The 13,096-nt window shown below is 68.5% G+C and carries 14 protein-coding genes and 2 tRNA genes; 9 read left to right on the top strand and 7 right to left on the bottom strand.

Translation table 11 applies throughout. The features are described 5' to 3' along the window. Positions 1-45: 45 nt before the first annotated feature. Entirely contained in the window at positions 46-1,119 is a 1,074-nt protein-coding gene (locus ACIG36_RS01700; protein ID WP_399920186.1) for an acyltransferase family protein, read from the bottom strand. Positions 1,120-1,445: 326 nt separating this feature from the next. On the opposite strand from ACIG36_RS01700, the gene ACIG36_RS01705 reads away from it, so the two are divergent. Continuing rightward, positions 1,446-1,640 (top strand): hypothetical protein, encoded by a 195-nt coding sequence (locus ACIG36_RS01705; RefSeq protein ID WP_399920189.1) that lies wholly within the window; start codon positions 1,446-1,448, stop codon positions 1,638-1,640. A 62-nt stretch (positions 1,641-1,702) separates the two neighbouring features. Here ACIG36_RS01705 and ACIG36_RS01710 read toward each other — a convergent pair. Then, positions 1,703-1,776 (bottom strand) — tRNA-Gly (locus ACIG36_RS01710). Between the two features lie 256 nt (positions 1,777-2,032). Between ACIG36_RS01710 and ACIG36_RS01715 the strand changes: the two genes are divergently transcribed. The 5 genes from ACIG36_RS01715 (at position 2,033) to clpX (ending at position 6,938) form a co-directional block, all read left to right on the top strand. Next, positions 2,033-2,109: transfer RNA gene (locus ACIG36_RS01715), tRNA-Pro, on the top strand. Between the two features lie 131 nt (positions 2,110-2,240). Continuing rightward, the gene (gene tig / locus ACIG36_RS01720; protein WP_399920192.1) at positions 2,241-3,614 is read left to right on the top strand and encodes a trigger factor; all 1,374 of its coding nucleotides are present in this window, start codon (positions 2,241-2,243) and stop codon (positions 3,612-3,614) included. 388 nt (positions 3,615-4,002) lie between these two features. Next, positions 4,003-4,608 carry an ATP-dependent Clp protease proteolytic subunit gene (locus ACIG36_RS01725; RefSeq protein ID WP_399922119.1) on the top strand — a complete coding sequence of 202 codons (606 nt, stop codon included), beginning with the start codon at positions 4,003-4,005 and terminating at the stop codon, positions 4,606-4,608. Positions 4,609-4,764: 156 nt separating this feature from the next. After that, a complete protein-coding gene (locus tag ACIG36_RS01730; RefSeq protein ID WP_399920196.1) occupies positions 4,765-5,460 on the top strand; it encodes an ATP-dependent Clp protease proteolytic subunit in 696 nt (231 codons plus the stop codon). 191 nt (positions 5,461-5,651) lie between these two features. Continuing rightward, on the top strand, positions 5,652-6,938 hold the full coding sequence (gene clpX, locus ACIG36_RS01735; protein ID WP_086566545.1) for an ATP-dependent Clp protease ATP-binding subunit ClpX: 1,287 nt from the start codon (positions 5,652-5,654) through the stop codon (positions 6,936-6,938). A gap of 66 nt (positions 6,939-7,004) precedes the next feature. On the opposite strand, the gene ACIG36_RS01740 is transcribed toward clpX, so the two are convergent. Beyond that, positions 7,005-7,907, bottom strand: coding sequence for a hypothetical protein (locus tag ACIG36_RS01740; protein WP_399920199.1), 903 nt, complete (start codon positions 7,905-7,907; stop codon positions 7,005-7,007). A 51-nt stretch (positions 7,908-7,958) separates the two neighbouring features. Beyond that, a complete protein-coding gene (locus tag ACIG36_RS01745; protein ID WP_399920202.1) occupies positions 7,959-8,873 on the bottom strand; it encodes a S41 family peptidase in 915 nt (304 codons plus the stop codon). Positions 8,874-9,211: 338 nt separating this feature from the next. Between ACIG36_RS01745 and ACIG36_RS01750 the strand changes: the two genes are divergently transcribed. Next, positions 9,212-9,790 carry a hypothetical protein gene (locus ACIG36_RS01750; protein ID WP_399920205.1) on the top strand — a complete coding sequence of 193 codons (579 nt, stop codon included), beginning with the start codon at positions 9,212-9,214 and terminating at the stop codon, positions 9,788-9,790. Between the two features lie 7 nt (positions 9,791-9,797). Here ACIG36_RS01750 and ACIG36_RS01755 read toward each other — a convergent pair whose 3' ends face one another. Beyond that, complete coding sequence (locus ACIG36_RS01755; protein ID WP_399920208.1) at positions 9,798-10,415, bottom strand: hypothetical protein; 618 nt, start codon at positions 10,413-10,415, stop codon at positions 9,798-9,800. 146 nt (positions 10,416-10,561) lie between these two features. Further along, positions 10,562-10,798, bottom strand: coding sequence for a GntR family transcriptional regulator (locus tag ACIG36_RS01760; RefSeq protein WP_399922121.1), 237 nt, complete (start codon positions 10,796-10,798; stop codon positions 10,562-10,564). A 168-nt stretch (positions 10,799-10,966) separates the two neighbouring features. On the opposite strand from ACIG36_RS01760, the gene ACIG36_RS01765 reads away from it, so the two are divergent. Next, entirely contained in the window at positions 10,967-11,350 is a 384-nt protein-coding gene (locus ACIG36_RS01765; RefSeq protein ID WP_399920211.1) for a hypothetical protein, read from the top strand. Then, positions 11,347-11,583, top strand: coding sequence for a hypothetical protein (locus ACIG36_RS01770; protein ID WP_399920214.1), 237 nt, complete (start codon positions 11,347-11,349; stop codon positions 11,581-11,583). Before ACIG36_RS01765 ends, ACIG36_RS01770 begins: the two co-directional genes overlap by 4 nt. Before the next feature lie 627 nt (positions 11,584-12,210). Here ACIG36_RS01770 and ACIG36_RS01775 read toward each other — a convergent pair. Continuing rightward, entirely contained in the window at positions 12,211-13,083 is an 873-nt protein-coding gene (locus ACIG36_RS01775; RefSeq protein WP_399920217.1) for a hypothetical protein, read from the bottom strand. Positions 13,084-13,096: the final 13 nt, after the last annotated feature.

The following is a 13,096-nucleotide window of genomic DNA, read 5'->3' on the forward strand; positions in this document are numbered from 1 at the left end:
CCTCCGCTTCCGCACACCTCTACTTCTTCACTTCTTCCGGCTTCGTCACTTCTTCCGGAACGCCCACTCCATCCGCGGCTCCATCACGAACCGGAACACCCGCCGCACCGGCTGGGTGCACAGCAGCGTCATCATCGCGATCGCCAGGACGGTCACCAGGACCTCGCCGACCGGCTTGCGGATCCAGTCGGCGGCGTCGTACCACTCCCACCACCGCGACAGCTTGATCAGGAAGCCGTGCAGCAGGAAGCCGTACAGGGTGCCGCCGCCCAGCGCGGTGAACCACATCTTCCGGCGGGGCACCCAGGCCAGGAAGCAGGCCGTGAGCACGGCGGCGACGGCGAAGAGGGCCAGGAGGACGAGCGGGGCGGTCCAGGCGGACTCGTGCAGGCCCTGGGCGCTGTCGTTGTGGAAGAACCACTCGGTGTTCAACTGCGGCGGGCTCCAGTACGCCACCGCGATCGCCGCGGCGAAGACCGGCACGGCCGCGATCCGCACCCAGCGCCGCCGCACCAGCTCGAAGTGCTCGCGCCGCATGTGCAGGCCCAGCACGAAGAACGGCAGGAACTGCAGCACCCGCTGCAGGTCGAAGTCGTTGCCGACCTCGGGGGAGACCGCGGCGAGCACGGCGATCACGCACGCGACCGGCACCGGCCAGCGGATCACCTTCCAGAGGGGCGTGGTCAGCCGCCAGACGAACAGCGCCGCCAGGAACCAGTTCAGGTACCAGGGGTTGGTCAGCGAGACGGGCTCCGGCGGGGCGTCGTCCTCCGCCCAGTGCTGGAAGTACGTGTAGCCGAACTCGAAGATCAGATACGGCACCACCACGCCCGTGATCAGGCGTTTCACCTTGGCGGGGCTCATGTCGAAGCTGCGCGAGAAGTAGCCCGATATGAGGATGAAGGCCGGCATGTGGAACGCGTAGACCGTGTAGTACAGCGCGGTCGCCGCCTGACTGGTGTACGTCAGCGGCTGCCATGCGTGCCCGAGGGCGACCAGGACGATCGCCAGGTACTTCGCGTTGTCGAAGAACGGGTCGCGCCCGGCCGGGGCGCCGGCCGCCGCGACCGGTGGCGTGGGAGCGGGGGCCACTGTGACAGGTGAGGCGGTGGGGGACATTCGAGGCACCCTAGCGGCGGATGCGGAGCCCGTAAAACCCCTGGCCGCCAGGCCCTACCCACGGCCGGACCTGCAGTTGCACCTCCAGCCGGAGCTTCAACCGGAACCAAACCGGAGCTTCAGCCGGAACCCTGCCGGGCCTTTAGTCGGACTTTTGCTCCGAACGCATGGAATCCGCCACTCCGCGCTGCCTGCGATTCCTGTCCACGTCGCTGACAGCGTCCCTGGTCCGAGCCGACGAATCGTCACGGCATCGCACCGGAGCGTGAGTTGATGGCACGATGGTGGTGAGCGGGCCGGTCGTCCTACCGAAGGTGTGATCAGTTGTGGCCATTTCGCTGTCAGTGGTGCTGCTTCTGGCGATCATCCTGGTGGTGATGATCCGCAGCAACAACATCAAGGCGGGGCCCGCGATCGTCGCCATCCTCTTCGGCTTCTTCCTGGCCTCCACGGGCATGGCGCCGTCCATCCAGCGGTTCCTGGACTCGATCGCCCAGACCATAAACGGCATCAAGTTCTGAGGGCACGCGGGGAAAATGCGAAACGCCTCCGGCGGAGCCGGAGGCGTCGTGACGCGCAAGCGTGGAGCGGGCGACGGGAATCGAACCCGCGTAGCCAGTTTGGAAGACTGGGGCTCTACCATTGAGCTACGCCCGCGTGCGCCGCCGAACGCCCGATCGCGTGGCGGCACGCAGTGCATCGTAGCGGGTCGGGGCCGTGCGCCGCACGCCACCCCCGCGACCGGGTCCCTGGCCCCCGTCGGCGACCCCGTCCGTGCCCCGTCGGTCATCACGTCCGTCATCCCGCCCGCGCGCCCCCGCGCCCCGGTCCGTGCTCCGCCCGCGCCCCGTCCGTACTCCGCTCAAGCGGCATCCGACACCCCCGGGGGCATGTACCCTACGTCTCGCACCGACGGGGTGTGGCGCAGCTTGGTAGCGCGTCCGCTTTGGGAGCGGAAGGTCGTCGGTTCGAATCCGGCCACCCCGACCAGCAAGATCACATTGTGGGGCCCATCCTGCTTGCGGTTACTATGCAAGCTGCGCGTCTGTGTGTCTCTCTACCGGGCGCGATCCGCTGAACATCAGCAGAATCCAAGAAGTCAGCCCCAAGGAGACCGAACCGTGAAGAGCGCCGTGGAGACCCTGAACCCGACTCGGGTTCGGCTCACTGTCGAGGTGCCCTTCGAGGAGCTCAAGGCCAGCCTCGACGCGGCGTACAAGAAGATCAACAAGCAGGTCACGGTGAAGGGCTTCCGCCAGGGCAAGATCCCGGCCCGTGTCATCGACCAGCGCTTCGGCCGCGGTGCGGTGCTGGAGGAGGCCGTCAACGACGCCCTTCCGAAGTTCTACACCGAGGCGGTCAACGAGGCCGACCTGAACCCGCTGGGCCAGCCCGAGGTCGACATCACCGAGCTGAAGGACGGCGAGCTGCTCTCCTTCACCGCCGAGGTCGACGTCCGCCCGACCCTGGAGATCCCGGACTACTCCGGTATCGAGGTCACCGTCGACGCCGTCGAGGTCAGCGACGAGGACGTCGAGAAGTCCGTCGAGCAGCTGCGCGACCGCTTCGCCACCACCTCCCCGGTCGAGCGCGCCGCCGCCGAGGGCGACATCGTCACCGTGGACCTCGAGGCCAAGGTCGACGGCGAGGTGCTCGAGGACGGCGTCGCCTCCGACGTCGACTACACCATCGGCTCCGGCCAGCTGCTCGAGGGCATCGACGACGCGGTCAAGGGCCTGGAGGCCGGCGGCTCCGCCACCTTCACCTCCCAGCTCAAGGGCGGCAGCGCCGAGGGCAAGGACGCCGAGATCAAGGTCGACGTCAAGGCCGTCAAGGCCCGCGAACTGCCCGAGCTGGACGACGACTTCGCCCAGCTGGCGAGCGAGTTCGACACCCTCGAGGAGCTCAAGGCGGACAGCCGCAAGCGCCTCGAGCGGATGAAGAAGTTCGACCAGGCCACCCAGGCCCAGGAGAAGGTCCTCGACGAGCTGATCAAGCTGGTCGAGGTGCCGATGCCCGAGAAGCTGCTCGAGGACGAGGTCAATACCCGCAAGCACAACCTCGAGCACCACCAGCTCGGCCAGATCGGCATGACGCTGGACAAGTACCTGGAGATGCAGGGCAAGTCCGCCGAGGAGTTCGAGGCCGAGCTCAAGGAGCAGGCCGAGAAGGGCATCAAGACCCAGTTCATCCTCGACGAGATCGTCAACAAGGAGAAGGTCTCGGTCGGCCAGGAGGAGCTCACCGAGCACCTCATGCGCCGTGCCCAGTCCTCCGGCATGAGCCCCGACCAGTTCGCGCAGGCCGTCGTCGAGCAGGGCCAGGTCCCGATGCTCGTCGGTGAGGTCGCCCGCGGCAAGGCCCTCGCGACCGTCGTCGAGGCCGCCACGGTCAAGGACTCCAACGGCGAGGTCGTCGACCTCGAGGACGAGGACGAGGCCGCCGAGGCCGTCGTCGAGGCCGCCGAGGCCGGCGACGAGAAGACCGAGGCCTGAGCCGAGCCGATCGGCCTCAGCTGATCCGCAGGGGGGCGTGAGGAATCCTCGCGCCCGCCCGGACGGAGCCTTTACGGACGGGCCCGGACGCCGTCCCCAGCCGCCACCCGGCGGAAGGGGACGGCGACCGGGCCCGCCGTGCTCCACGGGGGCGGCGGGCGTGGTGCCGCAGGGCTGTGGCCCCCGTCGAACCTGCGCTCAGAGCGAACAGTTCCTGATGCGGGATGGCGCCTGCCGACCAGCGCGTTAGGGTCCGTAGATACGAGGGCAGGGGAAGACTTGGCAGTGCGCCGGACGCGGTCCGGCCGTGCCGGCCCCGGTCCCCAGAGAAGACGCGGAGACGGCCCGTTGCCGTCAGAGACGAGCAGGTGGATACGTGACGAATCTGATGCCTTCCGCCGCCGGTGAGATCGCCATCGGTGGTGGCCTCGGCGACCAGGTCTACAACCGGCTGCTCGGGGAGCGGATCATCTTCCTCGGCCAGCAGGTCGACGACGACATCGCCAACAAGATCACCGCGCAGATGCTCCTCCTGGCCGCGGACCCGGCCAAGGACATCTACCTCTACATCAACAGCCCCGGCGGCTCGGTGACGGCCGGCATGGCGGTCTACGACACCATGCAGTACATCCCGAACGACGTCGTCACCATCGGCATGGGCCTCGCCGCCTCCATGGGCCAGTTCCTGCTGACCGGTGGCACCCCGGGCAAGCGCTTCGCGCTGCCCAACACCGACATCCTCATGCACCAGGGCTCCGCGGGCCTCGGCGGCACCGCCTCGGACATCAAGATCCAGGCCGAGCAGCTGCTGCGCACCAAGAAGCGCATGGCCGAGATCACGGCTCACCACACCGGCCAGACCGTGGAGACGATCATCCGCGACGGTGACCGCGACCGCTGGTTCACCGCCGAGGAGGCCAAGGAGTACGGGATCATCGACGAGATCATCACGCACGCCTCCGGCGTTCCGGGCGGCGGCGGCACCGGGGCCTGATCCCCGCGTTCCGGGCCTCGTCCCGGGCCCAGGGGCCCTTCAGGGGCCGCAAGGCCCTTCCAGGGCCCGCGCGGGGCTCCTTCCCGGGCCCGCGCGGACCCTCGTCCCGGCAGTACCGCCGTTCAGCCGTACCCCAGCCCACAGACCGCCACCAGGATGGTGAACACCCGCATGAACATCTCGTCCCCCAGCGGCCTCTACACCGGCCCCCAGGCCCAGGCCCAGTTCTCCGGCCTGCCGGCCGAGGGCCGCTACGTGGTCCCGCGCTTCGTCGAGCGCACCTCGCAGGGCGTGCGCGAGTACGACCCGTACGCGAAGCTCTTCGAGGAGCGCGTGATCTTCCTCGGCGTCCAGATCGACGACGCCTCTGCCAACGACGTCATGGCGCAGCTGCTGTGCCTGGAGTCGATGGACCCCGACCGCGACATCTCGATCTACATCAACAGCCCCGGTGGCTCGTTCACGGCCCTGACGGCCATCTACGACACGATGCAGTTCGTGAAGCCGGACATCCAGACCGTCTGCATGGGCCAGGCCGCCTCCGCCGCCGCGATCCTGCTGGCTGCCGGTACCCCCGGCAAGCGGATGGCCCTGCCGAACGCCCGCGTGCTCATCCACCAGCCCTCCAGCCAGACGGGCCGGGAGCAGCTCTCCGACCTGGAGATCGCCGCTCAGGAGATCATGCGCATGCGTACGCAGCTGGAGGAGATGCTGGCCAAGCACTCCACCCAGCCGATCGAGAAGATCCGCGACGACATCGAGCGCGACAAGATCCTCACCGCTGAGGACGCGCTGGCGTACGGTCTCGTCGACCAGATCGTCTCGACGCGCAAGTCGTCCGTGTCGGTCTGATCCGGATCCGGCCGGTCGGGCGTCGCCCACCGGCCGGAACGGTCTCGGCCACCGTGCCGCCGACGACGGGTTCTCCCTTGGCCGAGTAGGGCCAAGGGGGGCCCGCACGGGGGGCCCGGCAAGGTACCGTCGATAGGCAAGCACCCGGGTCCGCAGAGCAAGGCGGATCCCAGGCGAAGGGGAAGCACCTCGTGGCACGCATCGGTGACGGCGGCGACCTGCTCAAGTGCTCGTTCTGCGGCAAGAGCCAGAAGCAGGTGAAGAAGCTCATCGCGGGTCCTGGTGTGTACATCTGCGACGAGTGCATCGACCTCTGCAACGAGATCATCGAGGAAGAGCTCGCGGAGACCTCCGAGGTGCGCTGGGAGGAGCTGCCCAAGCCCCGGGAGATCTACGAGTTCCTCGAGGGCTATGTGGTGGGCCAGGAAGCGGCCAAGAAGGCCCTGTCCGTGGCGGTCTACAACCACTACAAGCGTGTCCAGGCCGGCGAGAACGGCGGCCACAACCGCGACGACGGCATCGAGCTCGCCAAGTCCAACATCCTGCTGCTCGGCCCCACGGGTTCCGGCAAGACGTTGCTCGCGCAGACGCTGGCCCGCATGCTGAACGTCCCCTTCGCCATCGCCGACGCCACGGCCCTGACGGAGGCCGGCTACGTCGGCGAGGACGTCGAGAACATCCTGCTGAAGCTGATCCAGGCCGCCGACTACGACGTCAAGAAGGCCGAGACCGGCATCATCTACATCGACGAGATCGACAAGGTCGCCCGTAAGAGCGAAAATCCGTCGATCACACGGGACGTGTCGGGCGAGGGCGTCCAGCAGGCCCTGCTCAAGATCCTGGAAGGCACGACGGCCTCCGTCCCGCCGCAGGGCGGCCGCAAGCACCCGCACCAGGAGTTCATCCAGATCGACACGACGAACGTCCTGTTCATCGTGGGCGGCGCCTTCTCCGGCCTCGAGAAGATCATCGAGTCGCGGGCGGGCGCGAAGGGCATCGGCTTCGGCGCGACCATCCGCTCCAAGCGCGAGATCGAGGCCAGCGACCAGTTCCAGGAGGTCATGCCGGAGGACCTGGTGAAGTTCGGGATGATCCCGGAGTTCATCGGCCGGCTGCCCGTCATCACCTCCGTCCACAACCTCGACCGCGAGGCGCTGCTCCAGATCCTCGTCGAGCCGCGTAACGCCCTGGTGAAGCAGTACCAGAGGCTCTTCGAACTCGACGGTGTGGAGCTGGACTTCGACCGCCCGGCCCTCGAGGCCATCGCCGACCAGGCGATCCTGCGCGGCACGGGCGCGCGCGGCCTGCGCGCCATCATGGAAGAGGTCCTGATGTCGGTGATGTACGAGGTCCCGTCGCGCAAGGACGTCGCGCGGGTCGTCATCACGGCGGACGTGGTGCAGTCGAACGTCAACCCGACCCTGGTGCCGCGCACGCGCGGGAACGAGCCGGGGGAGCGGCACGAGAAGAGCGCGTAGGTTTCTTACGAACTGAGGGGGCGCCCGGCCTGTTGGCGGGGCGCCCCCTCTTATGGTGCCGGTGTGTCAGAGCTCGTCGTTGAAGATGTCTTCGGCCTTGGAAACGACGAAGGCACGATCCATCCAGTCCGCCAGGATATCGAGGTAGGTGCAGGACGTGACGCGCTCTCGGATCTCATCAGGCACGGGGATCCCCCGCTTCTCCAGGACGTGCAGCACCATCTGCGCACGTTCTTCCACCCGTCCCTCTGCTCGTCCCTTGGCTTCGCCGTCCAGGAAGGTCTTCTCGATGAGGGTGCCACGTCCGGGGAAGTAGCTGCGGGGCATGAGGTTCCTCCAGATGTCTCCTGCCGGGGTTTCTCCCAGGCCGATTTCCAACAGTTCCGCGTAGTAAGCGACGGACTCCTCGTCGGCCATTGCCAGGGCACGTGCCAGCGCCTCCAGTATGGTCGGAGCTTCCTTACTGCGGGCGTGAGTCATGGCCGAGAACGTCGCCAGCGCCAGGTTCCGGGCGGCCCGCTCCGGGTCGGTGATGACCGGAACGTTCACGGGTCCAAGAACCAGAGGGTGTACGGACAGCGCGGTCCAGCCCTCGGGGCCGAGCCGGAAGGGACCGGCCGCCCAATTGGCCGTCGCCTTGTCGTGGCAGACCACGAGAAGGAGCGCGGGACAGGCGTACTTCGCCATCAGAAAGGACAGGTAGTACGCCCAGCTGACCGCCTTGGCCGGGTCGCGGCGCCCCTGTGCCTCGATGGCCAGGAGGAAACCGCTGCTGCCGTCGGGTGGCTCGATGCGCAGCACGCTGTCCACGCGCCGCTCCAGCGGTCTGATCTCGGTGGCATCCGCCGTGAGCACCTCCACTGATGCCTTCGCCGGAAACGGTACGTCCAGGAGCCGGAACACCGGCGCGAGCAGCTCCGGACAGTCCTGGAAGATCCGGTGCGCTGCCTCGTGGTGCGAAGTAACCATGGCCTGACGGTAGGACTGCCCGCGGAGGGCCGTCCGGCGGTCAGGGGGCGTTCACTCGTTCGAGTGCCCGATGTGTCGCAGAGCCTCGCTGTGTGCCGAGTCGAGCGCTTGGTCGGCGGGAACGGGGAGATCCGGTGCGACGCCGACGCCCTCCCAGTTGGTCCCGGTGACGGTGCTGATGGTGCGGGCGCTGGGAACGGTGACGGTGATGTGTTCCGTGACGGGGTAGCGGGCGGTGGGGTGGGCGCCGCCGCGGGTCGTCTCGCCGACGAGGACGGCGCGGCCGTGGGCCTGCAGGGTGTACGCGATGTCCTCGCCGGCGGAGAAGGTGGTGGCGCTGGTGAGGACGTACACGGGCCGGTCGAGGTAGCGCGGCGCGGGGAGGTGGGAGGAGGTCCAGTACTGGCGGGTGGTGCCGCCGGCGCGTTCGTAAATGTCGTTGAGGTGCGTCGAGTCGTCGGGGAAGAAGTAGCTGCACCACATGGCGGCGCCCTCGGGCGCGCCACCGCGGCACTCGCGCAGGTCGAGGACGAGCGCCCGGGTGCCCGCCACCATCTCCATGGCGGCGCCGATCGTCCGGGCCCCTTCGCTGGGATAGGCGACGCGCCGGACGTCGATGTACCCGACGCCCCCGTCCAGGAACTCGAAGCGCCGCACGCCCTGGTTCTCGTTCCGCATCAGCGCGAGAAAGGCGGCCTTCCCGTCGTCCTCGTCGACGGGGTCCATCGACTGCGGCTCGTCCTGCCACAGCAGCCGCAGGTGCCGGTCGGGGCAGGCCTGCTGGAGGTCGGCGGTGACGGTCTCGCAGAGGGCGGGGCCGGAGAGCCCGTCGTACGCCCCGGCGGCGAGGCGGGTGCGGAGGGCGGTGTCGATGGCGTCGACGCGGTCGGGGAAGACGTATCCGGCGGCTATGCGGTCGAGGGCGCGGTCGACTATGTGGGCGGGGGATGGGGCATCGGTAGGCATGGCCGGTGATCGTAGCTGGCCGGTCGGCCAGTGGGCTCGGGAATTTCTGCCAGGTCGCGGCCGCTGCCCTGGGTGCCTACCTACCAGTCGGCGGGCCACGGGAAAGCTGAGTAGTGGCCTGAGTAGGAGTGCTCAGGGCGGGGGACGGGGTCGGCGGGGATGCTGGGGGCATGACGACGCCCGCTCCCGCCCCTGCTCCTGCCCCCGCTCCCGTGTGCCCGCCGTCGTACCCGCCGCAGCCCGGGTACGCGCCCGGCTTCGGGCCCGCGTTCCCGTCCCCGTTCCCGCCGCCGGTTGCGGCACCGGTTCAGGCGGCGCGGCCAGGGAATCGCCGGGCGGTGGTCGCCGGTGTCGTGGCGGTGGTCGTTCTCGTGCTGGCGGCTGCCGGGGTGGGCGGCTGGTGGCTGACGCGCGGCGAGGACGGCCCGCTGGCCGGGCGGCCGCGGGTGACGGACGAGGCGGCAGGCCTCTCCTACGCGATACCCGATGGGTGGAAGCACGACGAGGGGAAGAAGCTCATCAATGCCTTCACGTCGTCGATCACGAGGAAGGGCGGGGACGAGAAGGGCGGGGACGAGAAGGGCGGCGCCGTGGTCCTCGCCGGCCGGGCCGGCGGGATCCCCGAAACGGACCTGCAGCGGCAGGCCGAGCGGGCGGCCCGCTCGAACGCCGAGTTCTTCTACCCGGACGGCAGCTCGACGAGGGAGGCGTCCCGGCCGACGGCCGTGAGCGGCCGCCCCGCGCACACCGTGGTGCTGAAGGTGAACGACGGCAGGGGCGGCGTCGCCCACCTCCGCATGACCCTCATCGCGGTCTCCGACAGCCGCTCCGCCTTCCTCCTCGGACTCACCCAGCCGGCCGGACCGGCCGAGCGCGAGCAGGTCGACGCGGTGCTGGAGAGCGCGGCGGTGAAGTGAAGGCGCCCTACTTCAGCGGCCCTTTGGCCTTGAGGTCGTAACCGCCCGCGATCACTGCCGCGTCGGGGGCCGGCGCCATGCACTTGGTGAGCTGCTCGCCCTTCCTGGCCCCGGACAGCCCGATCCGGCTCGGCTCGCCGCCCTTGCCGGCGACGTAGAAGCTGACGCCCATGCGGACGTTCGGGTCGAGCTCCTTCTGCCAGGGGTGATCGGGGCTGGTACGTACGAGCGTGCCGGTGACGGTCGCGTTGGGGCCGCCGGACGTCATGCAGTCCACCTTGAAGTCACCCCAGTAGACCTTCGGCCGCTCGCCGTTGAGCGGGTCCACCTTGTGGTAGATGCGGAACGTGCCCGAGGACTCGCTCGGGAGGGTATGGCCCGCTGAGGGGAACGTGCTGCGGGCGTCGACGGTGATCCTGATGTCGTGGCCGGGCGCGGGGAAGGCCATGCGGGCCGAGCCCTTGATGGAGGCGGTGGTGGTGGCCGTGGCCGGAACCGTGGCCGTGACGGCGGCCGGGGTGTCGCGGGCGGGGTCGGCCGACACGGCGGGGGCGACGCCCACGGTTGCCGTCACGGCGGCCGCTGCGGCGAGGAGGGTGGCGAGGCGAAGGGTCGTTCTGTTCACGTGGATGGCTCCGATCCGGGAGGCGTGCGCTGCTGAGAGATCAGTCGCCTTCGATCCTGGTCGTCGCCCCAAGTCACCTCATCCGTCGGCCGAATGACGTGCGTGGGTGGTCCTCCTCCGGATGGGGGAGCGTTGCCGCCTTGGCGCTAGGTGGTGGAGTCCTGGGCGGTGACGAACGATCCCATGCCGGGAGTCGTGACGATCAGGCCTTCCTTCCGAAGGGCTGCGGTCACCTTTCGAATCGTCACCCGAGCAACGTCGAACTCCTGCTCCATCCGCACCTCGGAGATCAGGTGGTTCGGCGGGTACTCGCCAGTGCTGATACGCCGTCGGATGACGTCGGCGATCTGAATCCACTTGGGACGCGTCGGGTCGTACTCCATCACGGCAGGGACTGTATATGTTCGCACTCAATCGAACATATAGACCCGAACGGGTAGCTGGCTATATATAGGGGCCTCAAGGTGGCTACCGTGGCACTCGTCACAGGACCCCCGCGACCGTCCGACCGGCCCGGGGGCATGGCCACCAGTTTCCAAGGAGCTGATGACATGCGGGACTCTATCGCTCGCCTCTTCCGCCGGGTAAGGGTCGCGTTGGCGCCCACACCGGCGGCAACGGTCGAGGTTCCAGCCGCAGCGCCGCCGCCGCAATCGTCGGCGGTCCACGTCCTGGTCACCGCCCACGGCATCGACGTCCGGCGCCGCCGCGCCGAACCGGTCGTCTGCCGCTGCCCTGCCCCCGAGCGTCAAACCGCCCTCGAGCTGGGTGCGTTCGTCGTGGACGCGCGCCGCGACAAGGTCGGCCAGGTCATGGGGCACGAGGGGCCGCGGCTGCAACTTCGTCCGCCGCGGGGTGGACTGGAGTGGGAGGCGGCACCCGAGGACGTGCGGCCCGTGACCCTCGTGGAGATGGCCGGAAGGTGGGAGAAGTGAGCGCTCACACCGTGATCCGGTGGGCCGACTGGACGATCGGCCCGGACGTGGCGCCGGAGGCCCCGGCCGTCGACTTCGAGATGCAGTGCATCGCGTGCGGCGCCTCGTCCGGGCCGGGGGAGGAGTTCGAGGCCGCGCGGGACTGGGCCTTCCGACACGTCGGCCGCAGCCCCTCCCACACGGCGTTCCGCGAGGTCATCCACCGGCCCTGGCGGGCGACGCTCGTCAGGTGAAGCGAACGGCCGCCGCGACCACGTGATCGTGGTCGCGGCGGCCGTCCGGCCTATTTCTCCTTGCGGACTGCTGCTGCAAACTCGGCAGTCGCCTACGTGGCGGAGGAGACGAACTACTGAGGCTTAGTGATACCGGCAAGCGAAAATCACGTCGTCGTACTTGACTCCGAGCAGTCTCAGGCCCTCTTGGCAGTGCATGTTGCTCTGTATCACGTCATCCATGGGACTGTTGGAGGCTGAAGCGCATGCGGCTTTGATGTTGGGGCCGACGATGTAGCCCTCTGACTGCAAATACGACCGACACTGCGCGGGCGTGGCCTGGGCTTCAGCGGTCACAACGAGCTGTAGCGCCCCTGCAGCCAATATCGTGCCTGCAGCTACTGCCATTCGACGTATTCCCCTGCGCATCTGCGGCACCCTCGCTTCTGTCCATCTGCGCCCAGCCTGACGGTATCGCCAGGTCGACGAAGAACTTGATCAACCCGGAGGAAGCTACTTGCGCCTGGTAAAGGCGGCCAGTAGTGATTGAGCCAATTGATGGCTGTTGGTGGTGAGTGGCTCGTGCAGCAGCGGCTGCGGGTAACGGCCGTTGCGACGGCAGGTTGGCTGCCGCAACGGCCGTGACGGTCACTTCTCCTTGCGGACCGCGTTGCGGATCTTGGCGGCGGCCTCGGAGAGTTCCTTGGCGGACATGACGTTGCCGCTCGCCGAGGTGGCCGTGCCGGCGAAGCCGCCCGTGGTCTTGGTGACCTGGTGCTCGACGATGCCGATCGCGCTGCTGTCACCCCAGATGCACGTGCTGACCTCGGTGTGCGTCGACGTGCTGCTGTAGGACTTCTCCGCCTTCTGCGTCAGGCACTTCATGACCGCACCGTCGAAGTCGCCCGGGTGGTACACGGCGGTCGGGGAGACGAGGACGGGCTTCATCCCATACGTGGACGCGCTCCGCGACTGGTTCTCGTCCATCTTCGCCAGCATGGCGTCGACCGACTTGTTGGGATCGGCGACCTCACCATAGACGCCCGTCACCCGCAGCTTCTGCTTCTCGGGGTTGGCGTACGAGCCCTTCACGCCCGTCCCGTTGACGATGCCCATTTCCTTGATCTTGGCATCGTTGCTGAGGTTCTCGGGCGACCGGGATCCCGTCTTCGACTTCGTGTACTTGCCGTCGAACAGCGTCTCCGGCATCTCCATCGTGTACGGCTTCACCTTGCCGTCACCGTCGCCACCGGACGTGAAGAACAGGATTCCGCCCACAAGCGCGCCGACCACGACGACCGCGCCCACCGCGATGCCGATCGCCCTGCCCTTGCCGCCGCCCTGCGGCGGCACCGGCGGCGGATACGGGCCCGGCATGCCCGGGTACTGACCCGGCATCCCCGGCTGCTGGCCGTAGTACGGCGCCGGCTGCTGCTGCGGGCCCCAGGCTCCCGCCTGCGGTTGCTGAGGCGGTATCGGCGGTTGCGGCGGGCCGTACGGACCCGGCTGGTTGTAGCTCATTTCAGACCCCCGT

Source organism: Streptomyces sp. NPDC053048, assembly GCF_044547045.1.
Taxonomy (GTDB): Bacteria; Actinomycetota; Actinomycetes; order Streptomycetales; family Streptomycetaceae; genus Streptomyces.